At 59.8% G+C, this 22,969-nt stretch carries 19 protein-coding genes and 1 pseudogene; 7 read left to right on the forward strand and 13 right to left on the reverse strand.

Going from position 1 to position 22,969, the window contains the following annotated elements:
- Positions 1-103 precede the first annotated feature (103 nt).
- The 7 genes and pseudogenes from OKC42_RS17300 to OKC42_RS17330 all read left to right on the forward strand — a co-directional run.
- Positions 104-592 (forward strand): annotated as a pseudogene (locus OKC42_RS17300) (glutathione S-transferase family protein); the annotation flags it as partial.
- Between the two features lie 210 nt (positions 593-802).
- Positions 803-1,222 carry a D-ribose pyranase gene (gene rbsD, locus OKC42_RS17305; RefSeq protein WP_270820339.1) on the forward strand — a complete coding sequence of 140 codons (420 nt, stop codon included), beginning with the start codon at positions 803-805 and terminating at the stop codon, positions 1,220-1,222.
- Between the two features lie 36 nt (positions 1,223-1,258).
- Positions 1,259-2,788: a ribose ABC transporter ATP-binding protein RbsA gene (gene rbsA, locus OKC42_RS17310; protein WP_270820340.1), complete on the forward strand. Its 1,530-nt coding sequence runs from the start codon at positions 1,259-1,261 to the stop codon at positions 2,786-2,788.
- On the forward strand, positions 2,785-3,753 hold the full coding sequence (rbsC, locus tag OKC42_RS17315) for a ribose ABC transporter permease (RefSeq protein ID WP_167556405.1): 969 nt from the start codon (positions 2,785-2,787) through the stop codon (positions 3,751-3,753). Before rbsA ends, rbsC begins: the two co-directional genes overlap by 4 nt.
- Before the next feature lie 30 nt (positions 3,754-3,783).
- Positions 3,784-4,659, forward strand: coding sequence for a ribose ABC transporter substrate-binding protein RbsB (gene rbsB / locus OKC42_RS17320; protein ID WP_005336672.1), 876 nt, complete (start codon positions 3,784-3,786; stop codon positions 4,657-4,659).
- 108 nt (positions 4,660-4,767) lie between these two features.
- Positions 4,768-5,700: a ribokinase gene (gene rbsK, locus OKC42_RS17325; RefSeq protein WP_270820341.1), complete on the forward strand. Its 933-nt coding sequence runs from the start codon at positions 4,768-4,770 to the stop codon at positions 5,698-5,700.
- Positions 5,700-6,704 carry a substrate-binding domain-containing protein gene (locus tag OKC42_RS17330; protein ID WP_204483504.1) on the forward strand — a complete coding sequence of 335 codons (1,005 nt, stop codon included), beginning with the start codon at positions 5,700-5,702 and terminating at the stop codon, positions 6,702-6,704. Before rbsK ends, OKC42_RS17330 begins: the two co-directional genes overlap by 1 nt.
- Before the next feature lie 86 nt (positions 6,705-6,790).
- On the opposite strand, the gene OKC42_RS17335 is transcribed toward OKC42_RS17330, so the two are convergent.
- The 13 genes from OKC42_RS17335 to thrS form a co-directional block, all read right to left on the reverse strand.
- Positions 6,791-8,440: a GGDEF domain-containing protein gene (locus OKC42_RS17335; RefSeq protein WP_270820343.1), complete on the reverse strand. Its 1,650-nt coding sequence runs from the start codon at positions 8,438-8,440 to the stop codon at positions 6,791-6,793.
- Positions 8,440-8,916, reverse strand: coding sequence for a hypothetical protein (locus tag OKC42_RS17340; protein ID WP_005336679.1), 477 nt, complete (start codon positions 8,914-8,916; stop codon positions 8,440-8,442). The genes OKC42_RS17335 and OKC42_RS17340 overlap by 1 nt, the downstream gene beginning before the upstream one ends.
- Before the next feature lie 91 nt (positions 8,917-9,007).
- Positions 9,008-9,781 carry a Sir2 family NAD+-dependent deacetylase gene (gene cobB / locus OKC42_RS17345; protein WP_005336680.1) on the reverse strand — a complete coding sequence of 258 codons (774 nt, stop codon included), beginning with the start codon at positions 9,779-9,781 and terminating at the stop codon, positions 9,008-9,010.
- Positions 9,782-9,841: 60 nt separating this feature from the next.
- The gene (locus OKC42_RS17350; RefSeq protein ID WP_236317535.1) at positions 9,842-10,483 is read right to left on the reverse strand and encodes a GNAT family N-acetyltransferase; all 642 of its coding nucleotides are present in this window, start codon (positions 10,481-10,483) and stop codon (positions 9,842-9,844) included.
- A gap of 3 nt (positions 10,484-10,486) precedes the next feature.
- Positions 10,487-11,731: a response regulator gene (locus OKC42_RS17355; protein WP_270820347.1), complete on the reverse strand. Its 1,245-nt coding sequence runs from the start codon at positions 11,729-11,731 to the stop codon at positions 10,487-10,489.
- A complete protein-coding gene (locus tag OKC42_RS17360; RefSeq protein ID WP_270820348.1) occupies positions 11,718-15,707 on the reverse strand; it encodes a response regulator in 3,990 nt (1,329 codons plus the stop codon). The genes OKC42_RS17355 and OKC42_RS17360 overlap by 14 nt, the downstream gene beginning before the upstream one ends.
- 15 nt (positions 15,708-15,722) lie before the next feature.
- Complete coding sequence (gene ihfA / locus OKC42_RS17365; protein ID WP_270820349.1) at positions 15,723-16,019, reverse strand: integration host factor subunit alpha; 297 nt, start codon at positions 16,017-16,019, stop codon at positions 15,723-15,725.
- 3 nt (positions 16,020-16,022) lie between these two features.
- A complete protein-coding gene (gene pheT, locus OKC42_RS17370) occupies positions 16,023-18,410 on the reverse strand; it encodes a phenylalanine--tRNA ligase subunit beta (RefSeq protein WP_270820352.1) in 2,388 nt (795 codons plus the stop codon).
- A 12-nt stretch (positions 18,411-18,422) separates the two neighbouring features.
- Positions 18,423-19,406: a phenylalanine--tRNA ligase subunit alpha gene (gene pheS / locus OKC42_RS17375; RefSeq protein WP_005351972.1), complete on the reverse strand. Its 984-nt coding sequence runs from the start codon at positions 19,404-19,406 to the stop codon at positions 18,423-18,425.
- Between the two features lie 380 nt (positions 19,407-19,786).
- The gene (gene rplT / locus OKC42_RS17380) at positions 19,787-20,143 is read right to left on the reverse strand and encodes a 50S ribosomal protein L20 (protein WP_005336687.1); all 357 of its coding nucleotides are present in this window, start codon (positions 20,141-20,143) and stop codon (positions 19,787-19,789) included.
- Positions 20,144-20,158: 15 nt separating this feature from the next.
- Positions 20,159-20,356 carry a 50S ribosomal protein L35 gene (rpmI, locus tag OKC42_RS17385; protein ID WP_005336688.1) on the reverse strand — a complete coding sequence of 66 codons (198 nt, stop codon included), beginning with the start codon at positions 20,354-20,356 and terminating at the stop codon, positions 20,159-20,161.
- 86 nt (positions 20,357-20,442) lie between these two features.
- Positions 20,443-20,991 carry a translation initiation factor IF-3 gene (infC, locus tag OKC42_RS17390; protein ID WP_026034907.1) on the reverse strand — a complete coding sequence of 183 codons (549 nt, stop codon included), beginning with the start codon at positions 20,989-20,991 and terminating at the stop codon, positions 20,443-20,445.
- 3 nt (positions 20,992-20,994) lie between these two features.
- Entirely contained in the window at positions 20,995-22,923 is a 1,929-nt protein-coding gene (thrS, locus tag OKC42_RS17395) for a threonine--tRNA ligase (protein WP_005336690.1), read from the reverse strand.
- Positions 22,924-22,969: the final 46 nt, after the last annotated feature.

The following is a 22,969-nucleotide window of genomic DNA, read 5'->3' on the forward strand; positions in this document are numbered from 1 at the left end:
CTGGGAGAAGCTCCGCCACAAGTAACGGAGCTAACAGGAGACCAGCAGATCATTTTGGAGGTATTGGGTGAGCGCTATCGGCAAATTTATTCCTAAATCAGGTGCGGAATGTCGGATCAACCCCAAAGGGCGGGTGCCTGCCCTAGTCACCGAGCAGGGCACCCTGACCGAGACCCCGGCCCTGCTGTACTATGTGGCGCAGCGCTTCCCCGATGCCAAACTGGCGCCGCTGGACAACCCGTTCCTGCTGGCGCGCATGCAGGAGGTCAACAGCTTCCTCGCCTCCACTGTGCATGTCTCCCACGCCCACGGTCGCCGTGGCAGCCGCTGGGCCGATGACGAGCAGGCCATTGCCGCCATGCAGCAGAAAGTCGCCAGCAATATGCGCGATGGCTTTGCCCAGATTGAGCAGCACTATCTGGCAGGCCCCTGGGTACTGGGTGAGCAGTTCAGCGTGGCGGATATCTATCTGTTCGTGGTCGCGGGCTGGCTGAAAAGCGATGGGGTCGAGATCAGTGAATTCCCCAAAGTGGCTGATCATTATCGCCGCATGCTGACCCGTCCGACCGTCAACAAAGCCCTCTCCAACTAAGTAAAAAATCAATAGAAAGGGTGCCGAGGCTCTGCTGGCACCCTTCTTTCTCTTTCCTGCCCCGCCTTTGAGATCGTTTTCACATTTCCGTGGTTTTGCCGTGGCCCTTCCTTAGTAAAAGGCCTATCTTTGTGCCATGACGCAACCGGTTGCGTAACCGGTTGCCTAGCGGTTCACAGATTGACGGGCCAAGGCCTGATGAGGTGCTGTATGAAACGAGGCGTACTGCTCAATGCTCCCCTGAGTGCTCTGGTGGCACAGATGGGCCACACCGACGAGATCACCGTCTGCGATGCAGGCTTGCCCATTCCGGCAGGTCCGGAGCGGATCGATCTGGCGCTAATGGCGGGGACGCCCAGCCTTGCAACCGTACTGACCGCCCTGCTCACCGATCTGGTGGTGGAGAAGGTGATCATGGCGAGCGAGATCAAGCAGATCAGCACCGCCGCCCATCAGGCACTGGTCGATCAGCTTGAGGCCCACGCAGCCGCCCAGGGCAAACCCATAGCCATCGAATACTGCCTGCACGAGGAGTTCAAAACCCGCTCCCGCCAGAGCAAGGCAATCGTGCGCAGCGGCGAGGTGACTCCCTACGCCAACCTGATCCTCTGCGCCGGTGTGGCGTTCTGACATTCTTCAAAGAAGGCCTCTTCAAGGAAGCTGCAAATGAGCACAACCTCCCCCTTATCACCCATTCTGGAGCTGACCGGGATCGTCAAGACTTTCCCCGGTGTGCGCGCCCTCGACGAAGCGGGTCTGCGGGTCTATCCGGGCCAGGTGATGGCCCTGCTCGGTGAAAATGGCGCCGGCAAATCCACCCTGATGAAGGTGCTGACCGGCATCTATCAGGCCGATGCGGGCAGCGTCAGCTATCGCGGCCAGCCGGTCCACTTCAAGGGGCCGCGCGATTCTCAGGATCAGGGGATCAGCATCATCCATCAGGAGCTGAACCTGCTGCCGGAGTTATCGATTGCCGCCAACATCTTCCTCGGTCGCGAGCCCCGTACCCGTTTTGGCAGCATCGACCACAAACAGCTGCGCGAACGGGCGAGCGGCCTGCTGGCGCGACTTGGCGTCAAGCATGGCCCGGATACCCGGCTCGGGGATCTCTCCATCGGCGAACAGCAGATGGTGGAGATCGCCAAGGCGCTGTCGTTCGATGCCAGCGTCATCATCATGGACGAGCCGACCGATGCGTTGACCGATACCGAGACCGAGCAGCTGTTCAAGGTGATCCGCGAGCTGCGTGAGCAGGGTTGCGGCATCGTCTATATCTCCCACCGCCTCAAAGAGATCTTCGAGATCTGCGATCGGGTCACCGTGCTGCGGGACGGCAAGTGGATTGGCGAGAAGGCGGTGAGCGATCTGGATGAGGACAAGATCATCGAGATGATGGTGGGTCGCCGGCTGGAAGAGCAGTATCCGCGACTTGAGCGCGAGCTTGGCCCCGTCAGCCTGCAGGTGAAAGATCTGGCAGGTCCCGGCGTGCGCGGGGTGAGTTTCTCCCTGCGTCAGGGGGAAATTCTGGGCTTTAGCGGCCTGATGGGCTCCGGCCGTACCGAGCTGATGAAGCTGATCTATGGCGCCAGCCCCATCAGCGCCGGTGAAGTGCAAGTTGACGGTCATGCGCTGGTGCCCAAAAGCCCGGCGGATGGTCTGGCCGCCGGCATCGCCTATATCTCCGAAGATCGCAAGGGCGATGGGCTGGTGCTGGAGCTGTCGGTGCGCGAAAACATGAGTCTGTGTGCCCTCGACGAGTTCATCAGCAACGGCAAGATCAACGGCAAGGCCGAGCGGCAGGCGGTGAGCGACTATGTGCGTCTGTTCAACATCAAGACCCCGAGTCAGGATCAGCTGATAAAGCTGCTCTCCGGCGGCAACCAGCAGAAGGTAGCCATCGCCAAGGGGCTGCTGACAAGGCCGAAGGTGCTGATCCTCGACGAGCCGACCCGCGGCGTCGACGTGGGGGCGAAAAAGGAAATTTATCAGCTGATCAACCAGTTCAAGAAGGAGGGGATGAGCATCATTCTGGTCTCCTCCGAGATGCCGGAAGTGCTCGGCATGAGTGATCGCATCATGGTGATGCACGAAGGGCGCATAAGCGCAGAGTTCAACACCCGCGATGCCAATCAGGAGAAGCTGATGGCGGCGGCAGTCGGTAAACAGTGGCAAGCAGAGCAAGAGGCATCCCAATGACAACCCAAACCCTTTCCCGCCGTGGCGTCATGAGCAAGGCGTGGTGGATCGAGAACAAATCCCTGGTCGCGCTGCTGGTCCTGATTGGTGTGGTCTCCTTTCTGAGCCCCAACTTCTTCACCGCCGACAACCTGCTCAACATCCTGCGCCAGACCTCGGTCAACGCCATCATGGCGGTCGGTATGACGCTGGTTATCCTTACCGCCGGTATCGATCTGTCGGTCGGCTCGGTACTGGCCCTGTGCGGCGCGCTGGCTGCCACCATGGTCGCCATGGAGCTGCCCATCTGGCTGGTGGTGCCCCTCACTCTGGGGGCCGGTACCCTGCTGGGCGGCGTTAGCGGCCTCATCATTGCCAAGGGCAAGGTACAGGCATTTATCGCCACCCTGGTCACCATGACCGCTCTGCGCGGCATCACCATGGTCTATACCGAGGGACGCCCCATCTCCACCGGTTTCAGTGACGGCGCCGATCACTTTGCTTGGCTTGGTACCGGTTACCTGTTCGGTCTGCCGGTGCCCATCTGGCTGATGGCTATCGTCTTCCTGCTCGCCTGGTTCATGCTCAACCATACCCGTCTCGGTCGCTACATCTACGCGCTGGGTGGCAACGAGTCTGCCACCCGCCTCTCCGGCATCAATGTGGATCGGGTGAAGCTGGCGGTCTATGGTCTGTGCGGCGCGCTCTCGGCACTGGCAGGGCTTATCGTTACCTCTCGCCTCTCCTCTGCCCAGCCGACGGCGGGCATGGGTTACGAGCTGGATGCCATCGCCGCTGTGGTGCTGGGTGGTACCAGCCTGATGGGCGGCAAGGGCCGCATCATGGGGACACTGATCGGTGCCTTGATCATCGGCTTCCTGAACAACGCCCTCAACCTGCTCGACGTATCCTCCTATTACCAGATGATCGCCAAGGCCAGCGTGATCTTGCTTGCCGTGATGATCGATAACAAAAGCAATCGTTGATAAGACAAGCCACACACAAGGAATGAAATGATGAAAAAGCTCAATACCCTGCTCGCTGCCGCCATCATGTCCGTGCTGGGCACCGCCCATGCCGCCGATCAAACCCTGGCCATGGTGGTCTCCACCCTCAATAACCCCTTCTTCGTCACCATGAAAGAGGGTGCCGAAGCCAAAGCCAAAGAGCTTGGCTACGAGCTGGTGGTACTGGACTCCCAGAATGACCCGGCCAAAGAACTCTCCAACATGGAAGATCTCACCGTGCGCAAGGTCGGCGCCATCCTGATCAACCCCACCGACTCCGAAGCGGTCGGCAACGCCATTCGTCTGGCCAACCGTGCCAGCATTCCGGTACTGACTCTGGACCGCGGCGCCGCGCAGGGTGAGGTCAAGGCTCACATTGCCTCCGACAACGTGGCTGGCGGCAAGCTGGCCGGTGACTTTATCACCGAGAAACTGGGTACCGGTGCCAAGGTGATCCAGCTGGAAGGGATTGCCGGTACATCCGCCGCCCGCGACCGTGGTGAAGGTTTTGCCCTGGCCGTAGCGGCCAACAAGCTGCAGGTGCTGGCTTCCCAGCCTGCCGACTTTGACCGCACCAAGGGTCTGAACGTCATGGAAAACCTGCTGGCTGCCCACCCGACCGTACAGGCGGTGTTCGCCCAGAACGACGAAATGGCGCTGGGTGCCATCCGCGCCGTGCAGGCTGCCGGTAAAGAGGTGATGATCGTCGGCTTCGACGGCACTGACGATGGCAAAGCCGCCGTTGCCAAGGGTAAACTGGCCGCCACCGTGGCCCAGCAGCCCGCGCTGATCGGTGCCATCGGCGTCGAGACTGCCGACAAGGTGCTGAAAGGTCAGCCGGTCGAGAAATCCATTCCGGTACCGCTGCAAGTGGTCAGCAAGTAAGTGCTCGAGGGGAGGTTCGCCTCCCCTTTTCCCTCTCGTTCAGGTGCCTCCCGGCTTGAACTCACTCAGTCATCGTGTTCAAGCCAAGATGCATCAGGAGTAGTCAACATGAATCGTCTCGTCGTTCTGGGCAGTGTCAATGCAGACCATGTGCTGCGCGTTCCCCACTTTCCTCGCCCGGGTGAAACCCTGACCGGCCACAGCTATCAGGTAGTCCCGGGTGGCAAGGGGGCCAATCAGGCAGTCGCTGCCGCCCGCCTCGGCGCCCCCGTCTCCTTTATCGCCCGCATCGGTGATGACGCCATCGGCCACCAGATGAAGAGCGGTTTTGCCAAAGACGGTATTGACGTGAGCGCCGTCGAACTCGATCCCAAGCTCCCGACCGGTATCGCCATCATCTATGTGAGCGATGAGGGGGAGAACAGCATAGGTATCTCCGCCGAAGCGAACGGGGCCATCACCCCTACCGTGGTGAAAAACCACGAAGCGATGATCGCTGACGCCCACACCCTGCTGTTGCAGCTGGAAGTGCCGCTCGAGAGCGTCCACGAAGCTGCACGCCTGGCTCGCGCCCACGGCACCCGGGTGGTGCTCAACCCCGCCCCTGCCCGTCCGCTCTCAAGCGAACTGCTGGCACTGGTCGACCTTATCACCCCCAACCAGACCGAGGCCGAGCTGTTGACTGGCGTAAAAGTCACCGACGAAGCGAGCGCCCGCGAGGCGGCCGCCCGCTTCCACCAGATGGGCATTGCGGATGTGATGATCACTCTGGGGTCGCAGGGGGTCTATTGCAGCAACGCACAGCAGCAACAGCTGATCCCGGGCTTTCGGGTCAAGGCGGTGGATACCACTGCCGCGGGCGATACCTTCAACGGCGCCCTGCTGGCGGCGGAACTGGCCGGAGCCGATTTCCACAGCGCGGTGCGCTTTGCCCACGGTGCCGCAGCGCTCTCCGTCACCCGGTTCGGCGCCCAGAGCTCCATCCCGAGCAAGCAGGAGGTCGACACCTTCCTGCTTGAGCAGACTGCGCAGGGGCACTGATGGCCAATATCAAGGAGGTGGCGGCGCTGGCGGGGGTCTCCACCACCACCGTCTCCCATGTCATCAACGAGACCCGCTTTGTGGCCGAGGAGACCCGCGAACGGGTCTTCGCCGCCATGCGCGAGCTCAACTATGCCCCGAGTCTGGTGGCCCGCAGCCTCAAGGTGAAGGAGACCAACAGTATCGGCATGCTGGTCACCACCTCCAGCAACCCCTTCTTTGCCGAGGTGGTGCGCGGGGTGGAGCGCTACTGCTTCGAGCAGGGCTACAACCTGATGCTGGGCAACACCGAGGGTCAGGCGGAAACCGCTCTCTCCTACCTCAAGATGATGCTGCGCAAGCGGGTCGATGGCCTGCTGATCATGTGTAGCGAAGGACAACAAGAGGTCTTCAACCAGCTCGACTGGCTCAAGAGCCTGCCGGTGGTGGTGATGGATTGGGGTCTGGTCAGCAAGGATGTAGACCTTATCGCCGACAACTCCTTCCACGGCGGTTATCTCGCAACCCGCCATCTGATTGAGCTGGGCCATACCGCCATCGGCTGTATCACAGGTCCCCATAGCCGCGCCCCCGCCAACCAGCGCCAAGCTGGCTTCGAGCAGGCGTTGCAGGAGGCGGGTCTCACGATCAATCAAGAGTGGATCCAGGAGGGGGACTTTGACTGCGCCAGCGGCCATCAGGCGATGACTCGTCTGCTGGCATTGCCCGAGCGCCCCACCGCCCTCTTTGTCTGCAACGATATGATGGCGATGGGTGCCATCAGTGCCGCCCATCAGGCGGGGCTGGTGATCCCGCGGGATATCTCCATCGTCGGCTATGACAATGTGGCGCTGGCCGAATTTATGTCGCCGCCGCTCACCACCGTCAACCAGCCCAAAGAGGAGCTGGGGCGCCTCGCCGTCACCCGCCTGTTGGCGCGGATCAACGGCGAAGCGGTGGAGAACCACCTGATCACCGTCGACCCGGACCTGGTGATCAGGCAATCCTGCGCCCCCCGCCCCTGATTTTCAGGGGCAACAAAAGAACAAGGCGACCCCGAGGTCGCCTTGTTTCATTCTGTCTCTTGCCGGTGCAATACCGCTTTTTGCCCTCAGGCCAGCGACCGGGTCTCCCTGGCTGCCAGCACTTGCAGTGGCACCAGCCCCAATCGTCTGGCCAGAGGCTGCAACAACTCGCCATCATCATCACCCTGCGGCAACCAGTAGCGAACAGGCCAGCCGGCTGCCAGCTGCGCCGAGGTGGTGCTGCCAATCTCTCTGAGCGCCAGAGTGCAACCCTGCTGCCGCAATCCCGCCAGCAAGACACCATCCGGCTGCAGCGTTGGTATCAGCAACACCAGCGGCGTGCGGGAAGACCCCGGCAGATAGGCCAGTAGATGGGTCAGCTGGGCCTGGTTGTCGAGCGGGACCAGCAGTGCCCGACCATCGGCATACTGCGCCTCGTGCGTTTGCAGCACCCGGGCCAACACGGGCCCCAGCACACCGCAATCCTGCAGCCAGCGCATGTGGCAGGGCACTCCCTGCTCACCCCACTCAAGCGCCAATTGCCACATCTCGTTGCCCTGCCCGTCCGTCAGCGCCTGCAATGCCACTCGCAGCGGTGCTGGCTCGCGCCCCGCTAGCCACTCTCGCAGCTGATGAAGCTGCTGCTGACTCAACTGCAACTGCTGCAGCATGGCAGGCTCAAACCAGCTGATCGCCCCCTCCTGACTACGCTTGGCCTGGTTAAGGGCCAGGATGGCCTGATCCAGCAACCGGGCGGCATCCTGTTGCTGCGCCTTGGCAACCCCGAGCCGACAGGCCAGATCGAAGCTGCACTCCCGGGTCACGAACTCGAAATGGAGCAGATCCACCAGCTCATGAATGGCGGTTTCCAGCGCATCATCCGCCTTGGTCAGCACCACGGCAAATTCATCTCCGCCGAGCCGGTAAGCGTGGCTGCCATGGGCCTGCTGCAGCTTGTTGGCCACCATCTGCAACAGCCGATCACCGACCTGATAACCCAGCAGATCATTGACCTGCTTGAAGCGCTTGAGATCGAGCACCACCAGGGCGCTCACATCATCGGCATGCAGAGCGCGAGAGAGCTGCTCCTGCAGAGCACGGCGGTTGCCAAGCTGGGTCAGGGGATCGAGCAGGGCAAGCCGACGGTTCGCCAGATTGGCGCGAATGAGGGCAGCGACCAGAGCGCCACCGGTCAGTAGCAGGATCAGTTGCCAGATCTGCAGCCAGAACAGGCTGTTGCGGATTTGGCTGACCGAATGCTCCCGCTCCTGGCCGGAGAGGATCTGATCCCCTATCTGTTCGATGAGACGGGTCTGGCTGGCGATCGCCTCCTGCAAGCGGGCAAGCTCAGCCCCCTCGCGCAGCGCACCGGCCTCCATCTGGGGTTCGAGCTGCTTGATCTGCTCGAACAGGGTGGCCAGCACCTTGCCGAGCCCGTGCCGCTGGCGCATCTCGGCGGTTTCACTGCTGATGAGGAAGATGTCGAGCCGGTTCCACAGCAGATCGTAATCTAGGCTCAGGGTCTCCATCGACAGTCTGCCAGCCCGGTAGAGCTGCAGGTCGTAGAGGAAACGCTGGGATTCGAGCATAACCTGGCTGATGTTCCAGTGGACATTGCGGTAGAAAGTATCGACCAGCTGCTCCTGCCGATACTGCAGATAGAGGCTGCTGCCCGACGAGAGCAGAAACAGCAGCGACACCGCAACCAACAGCAGATTTTGGCGGGATAGCCCCATCAATCGACGATCTCGATGCGGGTCACCTGCCACACCATGCAGTTGTGAATGGCTGGGACGTCCAGCTTGGGATAGGTGGTGAACGGGATGAGCAGCCAGAGCGGCCCCTTGTTGCGCCGGGTCAGCGGTTTGCCGTCCTCCTGACGCACCAGGGTCAGCGGCACGCCGTCGAACAGGGCCAGATCCACCACCTGCTGATAGCCGTTGAGGGCCGAGACGGCGATCTTGCGAGCATCCGGGATCCCTTGCGCCGCCAGCACGGCTGACAGGGTCGGCCCGCGATAGTGGTGGGCGCCCTGAGTCCAGGGGGTAGTCGTGGTGAATTCGGTCTGTGGCAAGGCGGAGAGAGCCGCCTCATCGAGGGTCACCTGCTGGCCATCTGGCAGTACCAGGGTCATCAGGGGGATGGAGGCCGATGCGCTGGCACTGGCCAGCATCAGGAGAAAAAAAGCGATCCATTGCTTTACTGCGGTCATGGTAATTTGCGCCAACTGCGTCCCATTTTTTTAATGGTTGCCAGTGTGGCGATTTCACCGAACCATTGCAACTGTCCCGTCGCACAGTAGCTCAGGGACCGCGCATCTCCATCCAGTTGTGTCCCTCGACTTGCCTCGGTTGATGAATGCCGCACGCCTCCAGCAACTCATCGACATAGGCGGGCACCAGCAGGGAGGCTGGGCCATAGCGTTTTTCGTCAAACTGGCTGCCCACTTCGCTCGGCTCGAGATTGAGCTCTATGGTGTGCGCCCCGTTGAGGCCCGCTTCATGGACAAACCCGGCGGCCGGATAGACAGCGCCAGAGGTGCCGATGGAGATAAAGAGATCGCACTGGGCAAGCGCGCTGTAGATGCGATCCAGCCCGAGCGGCATTTCGCCAAACCAGACTACATGGGGGCGCATCGGCTGGGGGAACTGGCAGCAGGAGCAGAGCTCGTCCTGATGGAGATCGCCACGCCACTCGATCACCTGACCGGACTCGGGGCAGCGGGCCTTGAGCAGCTCGCCGTGCATATGGATAAGGTTCTTGCTGCCAGCGCTCTCGTGCAGATTGTCGATGTTCTGGGTGACCAGAGTCACCGAACCGGGCAGCAGTCGTTCGAGGCGGGCCAGCGCATAGTGGGCCGGATTGGGGTGAACCTGGGGCTGTTGCAGCTGTTTGCGGCGGGAGTTGTAAAAGCGCAGCACCAGTTCGGGATCCCGGGCATACCCCTCGGGGGTCGCCACATCCTCGACCTTGTGCTCTTCCCACAAACCGTCGCAGGCACGAAAAGTCTTGATGCCGGATTCGGCAGAGATCCCCGCGCCGGTCAGGATCACGATATGTTTATATGACTGCGCCATAAGCTGCTCCGTCTATCCCCGCACAATAAATGTGACCTTAGCACAGGGAAAAAAGTGTCACTATTCGCCCTTGGTCTTAAGCGGCGCCGCTGGCGGCACGGGTAACCAGGCATCCAGTACCGACAGATCCAGCCTGACAAAGACCATCTCCCGTCCGGTCACCAGAGTCAGCGGCAAGCCAAGGCGCTTGAGCAGAGTCAGCATCGGCCGGTTCTGGGCCAGCACTTCCGCCGTCCACTCCCGGATCCCGTCCGCTCTGGCCAGCAGTGCCAGCGCCAGCAGAATGCGCCTCCCCGCCCCCTTGTGCTGAAAGTGATCCGCCACGATGCAAGAAAACTCCGCCCGATCGGGATGAAGGCGGCGGCGGATTGATTGCGCCTGAGCCAGCGGCTCACCGGCCAGATCGGTCAGCAACAGCGAGATCTGTTGTTCGGGATGGTAATTGAGAAATTGGGCCACCTGTTCCGGTGGCGGTGTCCGTTTCGGACGCATAAAGCGCAGATAGATGCTTTCTTCACTCAATGCATCGTAAGCGGCCAGCATGCGGGCAGGCGCCACCCCATGCAGCTCGCGCAGCAGGCAAGGCACCCCGGAGACCTCCATAGCCAGTGGCAGCGCGGCCCGGGAAACCGGATGGGGCCAGCCTTCCAGCCCTTTACCAAGGCGCTCCCGGTGCATGGGCCAGCAGAGGTAGCGCGGCATGGCTTACCAGCGCCCCGTCATACCGCGCTCTCGCCATACTTCGACGTCGAGCAGGTTGTAAGGATCATCCAGATAGACGGCAATCCCCAGCTCTCGAACCCGGGCCATAAAGCGTCCCTGCAGGGAGTCACCGGTCAAGGACTCCATCTCCGGCAAGATCCCCTGCCCCAGCAGCAAGGCTTGCAGCGGCAAACGCTCCAGCAGATCGAATGGCAGATGCTGGCTGTTATCGAGCAGCAGCGCCAGCTTGCTCCCCGCCAGACTGGCTTGCAGCACCAGCGCGAAGCGATCGGCATTGCCGAGCAGGTGGTCACGACGGTGGATCAACAGGGTCAGTTCGGCTGGGGTACGCGACTGCTCCGTCAGCCACTCCTTGAGCGCCTCCCAGCGGCTGGGTAAACCCGTTACCGCCAGCCAGACCGGATGAGGGGTCGCGGGACTGGAGAGCAGCCCAAGCTGACCCTGCACCTCCCCCTGCCACCGGCGGATGGAGCGGCGCTGGCCGCTCAAGCGCTGCTGACGGAGCGGGCCCAAATAGAGTCGACGCAGCAACCTGAGCAGTTCGTCGCAATCGAGTGGTTTGGCCAATGCCGCCAGAATGTTGAAACCGGCATCGTGCAGCAGGCGGCGGGCACCGTCGATCAGCGTCTGCTCATGGGCCGAAAGCAGCACAATGGGCAGCCCGGCCTCCTGCAACTGGGGCTGGTTCATCAGCAGACTGATGGCATCTTGCTCCACCAGGCTGAGATCGCACACCAGCAGGCTGATGTCGCCCGCCGACAATGCCGCAAGACAGGCCGATTCATCCTGTACCCACTGACAGGAGAGCCCCAACCCGGCGATGGTCTGTTGCAATTGCATCCCCTGAAACGGGTGATCCTCGAGCAGCAGCACCTTGTTAGCGGCCAGCCAGTTGCACCAGTTACGGTTACTGGCGGCAAGCCCCCCCAGCCAATCCTCGCCGATAGCGTAAATTCCCTCATGCTGCTGCAACTGGGGGAAGTAGTCCGCCTGCTGATGAGCGGCAGGGTCGTAAAGGGCAATGGCACCGGCCGCAAACAGCCCTTCCCACTGCCAGCAGGCATCCGGTCGGGTACGGTGCAGCGTGACATAGGAGGGCAATGTCATGGTGCTGGCCAACTCATGGGCGGTGCTGTCGAGGGCATAAAGCACAATGGGGCAAAATCCTGCCGCCTCATGCTCTTCCGAATCGAGCAACGCCAGTAATTCTTCATCAGTGATGATCATCTTGAGCCCTCTTTGAAAACTGCTGGCTGAACTCATCCAGTGCCCGGTTCAATCTGGCTTGCAGCATCGGATGGGGCGCCTGTTGCCACTCTTCAATGACCGCCACCAACGCAGTCGCCCCTACCATTCTGGCGGCCCCCTTCAACTTGTGTAAAGCAGCATTCACGCCAACTTCATCTTCTTCTGTGCTGCAGCGCTCAAGTTCGGCCAAATCATCACGGGTAGCCTTCAGATAAAGGGCGGCCAGTTCATCGGTCAGCAGCGAGGTAACCGGTGTCGGGGCGACAGCATTGCTCCCCTCTTTGGCAATATGGCGCAGCAAGGTCGCCAGCTCCTTGAGGGCGACCGGCTTGTCCAGATGGCCATCGCAACCGCAGGATTGCAGCTCCCTTGCCGCCTGATCACTGAGATCTGCGGTGATCACATAGACCGGCAGACGGGCCCAACGGGCGGATTGGCGCAATTGCCTGCACAGCTCGGCCCCGTTCATCACCGGCATCTGCAGATCGGTCAGCACAAAATCCACCTCCTGCTGCGCCAGCATCTCCAGCGCCAGCTGCCCGTTGGCGGCAGTGATAACGCTGGCACCAAGTTGCCCCAGTTGCAGGCTGATCAGCTCGCGATTGACATCGTGATCTTCAACCAGCAGTACCCGCATGCCGAGCCCGGGCTGGGTGCCTGCGACCGGTTGATCCGGGGTCAGCCGTGGCTGCAGCAGGGTGATGATGGTCCCGGGCACCCAGGACTCCCCTTGCCAGGCCCAATAGTAGAGCCCCTTCTCGTCCACCTCCGCTTGCAGCGTATCAACGGCGTTGCTGACGGTGGCGATCCCCAAGCGACTGAGCCAGGGCGACAGCGCTTGCGCCTCATCGTGGGGTAAAGAGAGTGCCAGTTGCCGCACATTGGGCAGCCAGTCCGGCTCCTGCTGCACCCGCTTCAGGGGCAACTCGCAATAGAAGCGGCTACCACCACCTGCACGCCCCTCGACATCGATAAGACCCCCCATCTGCTCGATCAGCTGCTTGCAGATCGCCAGACCAAGACCGGTGCCCGGCGCCCGCAGCTGGCCTTCAACGGCAAACTGCTCGAACGGCATAAAGAGCGTGGTACGCATCTTGGCGGTGATCCCCGGTCCCTGATCATCCACACCAAAGCGCAAGGTCGATGCGACCACCTCGGCCCACAGCACCACTTCCCCACGCAGGCTGAACTTGATGGCATTGGAGAGCAGGTTGTGGAGCACTTGCCGTACCCGGTGAGGGTCGAGGGTCTGCAGGGCTGGCAGAGCCGGATCCAAGTTAAGGCGCAATTGCAATCCCTTGGCCCGCGCCTTGGTCCAGTGCACTGCCGCCACGTGCTCGCACAGCTCGGCAAAATCGGTAGGTTGCGGCGAGAGGGAGAGTTTGCTGTTTTCGTTGCGGCTAAAGTCGAGCACATCGTTGAGCAGGCCGAGCAGCTCATCCCCCGCCTGACGCACCCGCGCCAGCGCAGAGTCTTGCTCTCTCGACAAAGGAGTACTGGCCAGCCACTCCAGCAAGCCGAGCATGGCGTTCATCGGCGTGCGGATCTCGTGGCTGATGGCGGCCAGAAAGCGCCCCTTGGCCAGCACTGCCTGTTGCGCCTGCTCATGGGAGTGCTGCAATGCCTGATCCTGCTCGACCCTGGTAGTGGCATCCTGCATCACCGCATAGATCCGCCAACCCTGCGGCTGACTGCGGCCACGGCCATAGAGCTGCAACCAGCGCAGACCCTTGGTCGGATGGTGGTAGCGCATGGTGAATGCGAAGGGTTTGCCAGCCTGCAACATGGCGAACATCTCACGGCGTACCCGGCGGCGATCCTCGCGCTCCAGCATAATGAGCACCCGTTTGGGCTCACGACGGATCTGCTGGCTCGCCAGCCCCAGCAGTTCGTAACAGCCCCGGCTGATAAACTCGATCCCCCCTACCCGTCCCCGCTCGAACATAAACTGCAGCACCACGCCGGGAACGGTATTGGTCAGGGCGCGCAGGCGGCGCTCTGCCTGACGCAGGAAACGGGCCTGCTCACGCAGCACACTGATATCCGACAGGGCGATGAGATCGGTGGCAGGTGCTTGCTTGTCCAGTCGCAGCGGATGTTGGGCATAGGCGAAAACCTGATCCCCCAGCACCAGCTCTCCTTCACTCTTCTGGGGTTGTACCGGCGGCAGCATCAACTGTTGTGAATAGCGCAGGGCCAGACGTCGCCCCTGTTTATTGGATTTGATCACCTTGCCCTGGCTATTGCGCAGATAGACGGGCACCGGCAACGCCTGAAACATTGTTTCCCGTAGCTCGCTCTCGATGGCCAGCGCCTTCTCGGCCGCGTGACGCTGGGCCACTTCCCGTGCCAGTTGCTGGCGGGAGCGCCAGATCCCGCCGATGACAATGCCGCTGATCAACAGTGCCATGGCGATGGAGCCAAACCAGGCGGCGTAGCTCACGCCGGGCTGCTGCACGACGAGCAAGCGGCGCCAGCGCTGGTTAAGTTCGTCGATCTGGGTGCTGGTCAGGGCCATCAGGTTGCGATCCATCACCCCGGCCAGTTCGGTCTGACTCTTGTTGATGGCAAAGCCAAGACTGAAGCGATCTTCCAGCTCCTCGATATCGAGCCCTTCCAGCAAGTTGGTACGCTGGGGATATTGCAGCTGATATAGCTCGCTCAGCATGGCGTCAGCCTTGCCCTGTTTGATCGCTGCAAGCCCCTGCTCGAGGCCGTCGGTGCGAACCCACTCCTGATCACCGAGCAGGGCGAGCAAGGAGGGATCGTAGAGGGATTCCGGCACCAGAATACGCTGCCGTTTGAGTTGGGTGATGCGATCGGCAGCCAGCTTGCGCTTGCTGATCAAGGCAAACCGGTTGGTGGAGATCGTCCGACTGAAAATGAACTGATCCGTCAATGCCGGGGATTCCGGCAAGCCGGCCATCATATCCGCCTCACCACGGCGCAGCTTTTCTACGGCCTCCGCCTTGCTGGCGGCAGGCACCAGCTTGTATTTCAGGCCGGTCTCCTGGGTGACCCAGCGCAGCACATCCGCGCTCCACCCTTTCGCCTCCCCGAGATCATTGACGCCGCTATAGGGCATCAACTCGGGATTGACCACCAGGCGAATGGTGCGACCGCGGCCGGATAACCAGGCCTGCTCGGTATCGCTGAAGTGGGGTTGGTTGACGTAGAGCGACCCCTGATCGAGATAGCGAGCAAGATCGGTATAGATAGTACCGGCGGGCATATGACGGATCAGGGTGTCCACCAGATTGGCCAACTCCGGCTGATCGCGCATCATCAGGCGATAGCTGATGATCCGATCCTCACCAAACAGGCGGCGCAGGCGCAAACCATCGGCAGGAAACTCGCGCATCAGATAGCGCAGTTGCAGATAGTCCCCCAGATAGGCATCACCCTTGCCACTCTGCAGCGCGTCGTAGACCTTCTCTCCGCTTTGTAGGGAAATAATGCGTGCCTGGGGATAGAGCTCGTGTAGCAGGCGGGCAGAGTCTGCCACCGAGTAGACCAGAAAGCGGGCCTGTTTGAGATTTTCACCCTTGTAGAGGATGGCGGCATCGGTCTCCATCATCGGACGACTTAACCGCATACCCTCCACGGCCTTCTTGCGGGTTCCGACATAGGGAATGATGTCGCAGTCACCCTCTGCGAGCCCATTGCGCAATGTCTGCCAATCGGGCAGCTCTTTGAGCACAAGCGGAATCGGGAACAGCTCCTGCAACCGGGCGAGGCGATCCTTGAGCAGTCCCCCCTCGGCCATCAGGTATGGTGGAGGAAGCGTCGCAGGATAACAGAGCGAAAGCTGACTCAGTGAATTTACATAAGCTTGGGTCGCCGGCGCCAACGGCAGCACTGTGGTCTGCAAAGGCTTGGCGTGCAATGGCAGTGCCAGTACGGCACCCAGAAGAAAAACGGGGAATTTGGTCATCTGAAAACAAAAGCCAGGCATCTGCCTGGCTTTTTATCACTCGTTGGGTTCAACATTTTCTACCCTGGCCTTGAGCTTCTGGCCAGGCCGGAAGGTCACCACGCGGCGGGCGCTGATCGGAATATCCTCGCCCGTCTTGGGGTTGCGTCCGGGACGCTGATTCTTCTCACGAAGGTCAAAGTTACCGAAGCCTGAAATCTTGATTTGTTCACCACGCTCAAGCGCCTGTCGGATTTCCTCAAAGAAGGCTTCCACCATATCTTTGGCTTCACGCTTGCTCATCCCGAGCTGGGTGAACAGGTGCTCTGCAATGTCGGCTTTGGTAAGCGCCATAGATCAATCCCTCAAGGATGCATTCAACTCTTCACCAAGGGCCCGCACGACATTGTCTACGGTCTCGGCAATCTCTTTCTCCTCCAGGGTGCGCTGGGTGTCTTGCAATACAAGACTGATGGCCAGGCTCTTCTTGTCCTCTGCCATACCAGCACCCTGGTATACGTCAAACAAGTTTATTCCAACTACCTGATTTCCGCCAACTTTTTTAATTACCGCAAGCACATCACCTGCCAGAACCTGACGATCGACCACCACGGCAATGTCGCGACGGTTCGCCGGGAACTTGGAAACTTCGGCAGCCACAGGCACCTTGGCCGGGGTCAGCTTGTCCAGCTCCAGCTCAAACATCACCGCGCGGCTCTTGAGGCCCAGCTTCTTCTCGAGGCTCGGGTGGATCACGCCGATGTGGCCGATGATCTCGTCATTGCGCAGGATGGCTGCGCTCTGGCCCGGGTGCAGGGCGCTGTGCTCGGTGCGCTCGAAGGTAAAGGTGGCCCCTTCGGCGGTCAAGTCCAGCACCGCTTCCAGATCCCCTTTCAAATCAAAGAAGTCGGCTGCGCGGGTTTTGATGTCCCAGTGCTCGTCGCTCTGGTTGCCAGTGATGATACCGGCCAGCATCGGCTCCTGACGGATGCCATTCTCGGCACTTTCATCCTTGATGAAACGCAGACCCTGCTCGAACAGACGCACGCGCGGCTGCTGACGGTTCTGGTTGTAAACGACGGCCTGCACCAGACCCGGGAACAGAGAGACACGCATGGCGGACATCTCGACCGAGATCGGGTTCGGCAGCACGATGGCATCGCTCTGCGGGAACAGGGTTTGCTGGGTCTTGGGATCGACGAAGCTGTAGGTGATCGCTTCCTGGAAACCGCGGTCAACCAGCAGGTCGCGCACGCGCTTCAAGGTCACCTGCCCTTCTGCCTGCTCAACCATCGCCAGAGAGGCGGCCGGTTTCAGGTTCGGGATGTTGTTGTAGCCGTAGATGCGAGCCACTTCCTCGATGAGGTCTTCCTCAATGGCGATATCGAAACGCCAGGAGGGCGCCAACGCAGTCCAACCGTCAGCATCCACAGTAACCTGCATGCCAAGGCGAGTCAGAATTTCGACCACTTGAGCATCCGCCACGCTGATACCGATCACCTTGTCGAGCTTGCTGCGACGCAGCTTGATGGGTGCCGCTTTCGGCAGATGGGCATCGGATTTGACCTCGATGACCGGACCCGCTTCACCGCCGCAGATATCCAGCAGCAGACGGGTGGCACGATCCATCACCTTGGCCTGCAGCTCGGGATCCACCCCGCGCTCGAAGCGGTGGGAGGAGTCGGTGTGCAGACCGTAGGCACGGGCACGGCCGGTGATGGAGAGCGGCGCGAAGAAGGCGCACTCCAGCAGGATGTCGGTAGTGGTCTCGGAAACGCCGGTGCGATCGCCGCCGAAGATGCCGGCCATGCAGGCAGGGCCTTTGGCATCGGCAATCACCAGAGTAGTCTCTTTGAGCTTCACTTCGTTGCCGTCGAGCAGAGTCATCGGCTCATCAGCGTGGGCACGGCGCACCACCAGTTCCCCTTCAAGCGTGGCCAGGTCGAAGGCGTGCATCGGCTGACCGTATTCCAGCAGCAGGTAGTTGGTGATGTCGACGATGGCGTCGATGGAACGGATGCCGCCACGGCGCAGCTTCTCCTGCATCCAGAGCGGGCTCTGGGCGTGCAGGTTCAGCCCCTTGATGACACGGCCCAGATAACGGGGGCAATCTGCCGGCGCTTCAACCCGGATCGGGAAGGTAGCGTCGATGGTGGCAACAGCTGGCGCCCAGGTCGGCTCGACCACGTCCACGCTGTTGAGCACGCCGATTTCACGGGCCAGACCCGCGATGCCGAGGCAGTCGGCACGGTTCGGGGTCAGATCCACATCGATGCTGACGTCGTTGAGCGCGAGGTATTCACGGATATCGGTCCCGATGGGGGCATCAAGCGGCAGCTCGATGATGCCATCGGCGTCGACGTCGATACCCAGCTCGCTGAAGGAGCAGAGCATGCCGTGGGACGGCTGGCCACGCAGCTTGGCTTTCTTGATGGTGAAATCACCCGGCAGGGTCGCCCCTACTTTGGCAACACACACTTTCAAGCCTTGGCGGCAGTTCGGCGCGCCGCAGACGATGTCCAGCAGCTCGGCTTCACCCACGTTGACCTTGGTCACCCGCAGTTTGTCGGCATCCGGATGCTGGGCGCACTCGACCACTTCACCCACCACCACATTGTTGAACTGGCCAGCAACCGCTTCCACGGCGTCCACTTCCAGACCAGCCATGGTGATCTGCTCGGCCAGCGCGTTGTCACTCAACTCGGTGCGGACCCACTCCATCACCCAGGATTTACTGAATTTCATGTTCTCTCGCCCTTACTTGAACTGCTTGAGGAAGCGCAGGTCGTTTTCGAAGAAGGCACGCAGGTCGTTGACCCCGTAACGCAGCATGGTCAGGCGCTCAACGCCCATGCCGAAGGCAAAGCCGGAGTATTTTTCCGGATCGATACCGACCGAACGCAGTACGTTCGGGTGCACCATGCCGCAACCCAGCACTTCCAGCCACTTGCCGTTCTTGCCCATCACGTCCACTTCGGCGCTCGGCTCGGTGAACGGGAAGTAGGAAGGACGGAAGCGAATGGTCAGGTCTTCCTCGAAGTAGTTGCGCAGGAAGTCGTGCAGAATGCCCTTCAGCTCGGTAAAGCTGGCATGCTCGTCAACCAGCAGACCTTCAACCTGATGGAACATCGGGGTGTGGGTCATGTCGTAGTCGTTACGATAGACGCGGCCCGGTGCAATGATGCGGATCGGCGGCTGTTGCTGCTGCATGGTGCGGATCTGCACACCGGAGGTGTGGGTACGCAGCATCAGATCAGGATTGAAGTAAAAGGTATCGTGATCGGTACGCGCCGGGTGGTGTGCCGGAATATTCAGCGCATCGAAGTTGTGGAAGCCATCTTCAATCTCGGGGCCTCGGGCCACCTTGAAGCCCATCTCGCCAAACAGGCGCTCGATGCGCTCTATGGTGCGGGTTACCGGGTGCAAACCGCCATTCTCGATACGACGGCCCGGCAGGCTGACGTCGATGGTCTCGGCTGCCAGCTTCTGGTTCAGCACGGCAACTTCGAGCGCTTCACGACGCTCGTTCAGCGCATCCTGAACCTGTTGTTTTGCCTGGTTGATCACAGCGCCCGCGGCGGGACGCTCTTCGGCAGACAAGGCACCCAGGCCCTTCATCTGCTCGGTAAAAAAGCCCTTTTTACCCAGATATTTGACCCGGATTTCGTCGAGGGTCGCGATATCGCTCACGCCCTCTATTTCGGCTCTGGCTTGGCCGACTACTTCTTCAAGCTGTTGCATGTCTTCCTCGTCACCACTCCCGGTACAGGAGCCTTTAGGCTAAATAAGGTCAAGAGGGGAATAATACAAAAAAAGCCCCTTCGCTGACCATAGCTAAGGTTGGCTTTTCTCCCTACAAATCATTTTGTTATATCAAGCGAGTCTCATCTGTTCACCGCCACTTCTGAAATACTAGAACAAACACGCAGTTTGTTGGCATATAAACCCATTTGTAGAACAGGTCATCTCGCACATATCGCCTTGTGTGGAGAAAACTGTAGCGCGTGTAAAACAGTGGACAGAATATGGATGGGAGAAAGGGAAAAGTAATGTGAAACCGTGAATGACAAACGCAAAAAAGGAGGCCTGAGCCTCCTTTTAGCGTTTATAACAGAACTGGATTAAACCAGAGCTGCTTTAGCTTTTTCAACCAGGGCGGTGAAAGCCATTTTGTCGTGAACGGCGATATCGGACAGGATCTTGCGATCGATCTCGATAGAAGCCTTCTTCAGACCGTTGATCAGACGGCTGTAGGACAGACCGTTCTGACGGGCTGCAGCGTTGATACGCGCAATCCACAGCTGACGGAACTGACGCTTTTTCTGACGACGGTCACGGTAGGCATACTGACCAGCTTTGGTTACCGCTTGTACCGCTACGCGGTAAACACGGGAACGTGCGCCGTAGTAACCTTTGGCGGCTTTCATTACTTTCTTGTGACGAGCTCGAGCAGTCACACCACGTTTAACTCTTGGCATTTTTCACATCCCCCCTTATGCGTACGGCAGACAAGCGACAACACGTTTGTGGTCGGCAGCAGAAACCATGAATTTCGGCCCCAGCTGACGCTTACGCTTGCTGCTCTTCTTGGTCAGGATGTGACGCAGGTGGTTGTGCTTGCACTTGAAGCGACCCGAGCCAGTCTTTTTGAAGCGCTTTGCAGCACCCCGGTTGGTTTTCATCTTCGGCATTTCATACTCCGCATTGTGAGTGACAACAAAATCGCAAGGCGAACCGACTCATGGGGCAAGCCCCATGAGTCAATTTCTTGTGGGCCTTAAGATTTCTTCTTAGGTGCGAGGACCATCACAGCTTGACGGCCTTCGACTTTCGGGAACGACTCGACTACGGCCAACTCTTCCAGATCGTTCTTGACGCGCTCCAGAACCTTGATACCAAGATCCTGGTGGGCCATTTCACGACCACGGAAGCGCAGGGTGACCTTAGCCTTGTCCCCGTCTTCCAGAAAGCGAACCAGGTTGCGTAGTTTTACCTGATAGTCGCCTTCGTCAGTGCCAGGACGGAATTTGATTTCCTTAACCTGGACGACTTTCTGCTTTTTCTTCTGTTCTTTGGTTGTTTTGCTCTTTTCGTAGAGGAATTTGCCGTAATCCATGATCCGGCAAACGGGCGGCTCAGCATTTGGACTGATCTCGACCAGATCAACTCCGGCCTCTGCGGCCAAGTTCAGAGCATCCTGAATGGAGGTAATGCCAATGGCTTCACCATCCAGACCAGTCAGACGAACTTCTTTCAGACGGATCTCTTCATTGATCCGGTGAGCGCGGGCTTGCGGTTGCTTGCCCAGTTTTTTTCCGCCTTTTATAGCTTATTCCTCCACTTTCTTTTGTCCGCGGGTCTGAACTTCCTGGGTCAACAGAGCGATAAACTCTTCAACAGGATAAGTGCCCAGGTCAGCCCCTTTACGAGTCCGTACTGCAATCTTACCGGCTTCAACTTCTTTATCGCCGCAGACCAGCATGAAAGGTACTCGCTTCAAAGTATGCTCGCGGATTTTAAAGCCAATCTTCTCATTTCTCAAGTCCGCTTTTGCGCGAAGGCCCGCATCATTCAATGCTTTGGCTACTTTCACCGCATAATCGGCCTGATTGTCCGTGATATTCATGACCACAGCCTGAGTCGGTGCCAACCAGGTCGGGAACAGACCGGCGTACTCTTCAGTCAGAATACCGATGAAGCGCTCGATAGAACCCAGGATGGCCCGGTGGATCATCACGGGTACATGGCGATCGTTGTTTTCGCCCACATAAGTGGCACCCAGACGACCAGGCAGGGCAAAGTCGAGCTGCACGGTACCACATTGCCACGCACGATCAAGGCAATCGTGCAGGGTAAATTCAATTTTGGGACCGTAGAACGCCCCTTCACCCGGCTGCAGATCGTACTTCAGACCGTTGAGCTCCAGCGCTTCGGCCAGCGCTTTCTCGGCGCGATCCCACATCTCGTCGGAGCCGATACGCTGCTCGGGACGAGTGGAGAGCTTGACCACGATGTTCTCGAAGCCAAAGGTACCGTAGACGTCATAGACCATACGAATACAGCCGGAGACCTCTTCCATGATCTGCTCTTCGGTACAGAAGATGTGAGCGTCATCCTGAGTGAAACCGCGCACCCGCATCAGACCGTGCAGGGAACCAGACGGCTCGTTGCGGTGGCAGGAACCAAACTCGGCCATACGCAGCGGCAAATCACGGTAGGACTTCAGACCCTGGTTGAAGATCTGGACGTGACCCGGGCAGTTCATCGGCTTGATGGCGTACTCGCGATTTTCGGACTGGGTGGTGAACATGGCCTGGGCATACTTCTCCCAGTGACCTGAACGCTCCCACAGGACGCGGTCCATCATGAACGGACCTTTCACTTCCTGATAGTCGTACTCTTTGAGCTTGCCGCGGATAAAGGTTTCCAGCTCACGGAAGATGGTCCAGCCATCGTTGTGCCAGAACACCATACCGGGTGCTTCTTCCTGCATGTGATACAGGTCGAGCTGCTTGCCGATCTTGCGGTGGTCACGCTTGGCGGCCTCTTCCAGGCGCTGCAGATAGGCCTTGAGCTGCTTCTTGTCAGCCCAGGCGGTACCGTAGATACGCTGCAGCATCTTGTTGTTGGAGTCGCCACGCCAGTAGGCGCCGGACATCTTCAGCAACTTGAAGTGGTGGCAGTGACGCATGTTGGGCACGTGCGGGCCGCGACACATGTCGATGTACTCTTCGTGATGATAGAGACCTGGCTGGTCATCACGGGCAATGTTCTGATCCAGGATTTCGACTTTGTAAGACTCGCCGCGCGCCTCGAATACATCGCGCGCTTCTTGCCAGGAGACTTTCTTCTTGATGACGTCGTAATCCTTGGCTACCAGCGCCAGCATGCGCTCTTCCAGGGCAGCCAGATCTTCATCGGTCAGGGTACGGTCAAGATCAACGTCATAGTAGAAGCCGTTGTCGATGACAGGACCGATGGCCATCTTGGTCTGGGGCCAGAGTTGCTTGATAGCATGACCCAGCAAGTGGGCGCAGGAGTGGCGCAGGATGTCCAGACCTTCTTCGTCTTTGGCGGTGATGATGGCCAGCGCTGCATCGGCTTCGATCAGCTCGCACGCATCCACCAGTTCACCGTTTACCCGACCGGCAATGCACGCCTTGGCGAGACCGGGACCGATGTCCGCAGCCACATCCATGACGGAAACAGAGTGGGCAAATTGACGTTGGCTGCCGTCAGGCAGAGTAATGATTGGCATTATGTGTTTCCTTATACAGTGGTGACCCCTACCAAAGGTCACATGC

Origin of the sequence: Aeromonas sp. Y311-2 (assembly GCF_027706025.1) — a bacterium.
Taxonomy (GTDB): Bacteria; Pseudomonadota; Gammaproteobacteria; order Enterobacterales; family Aeromonadaceae; genus Aeromonas; species Aeromonas veronii.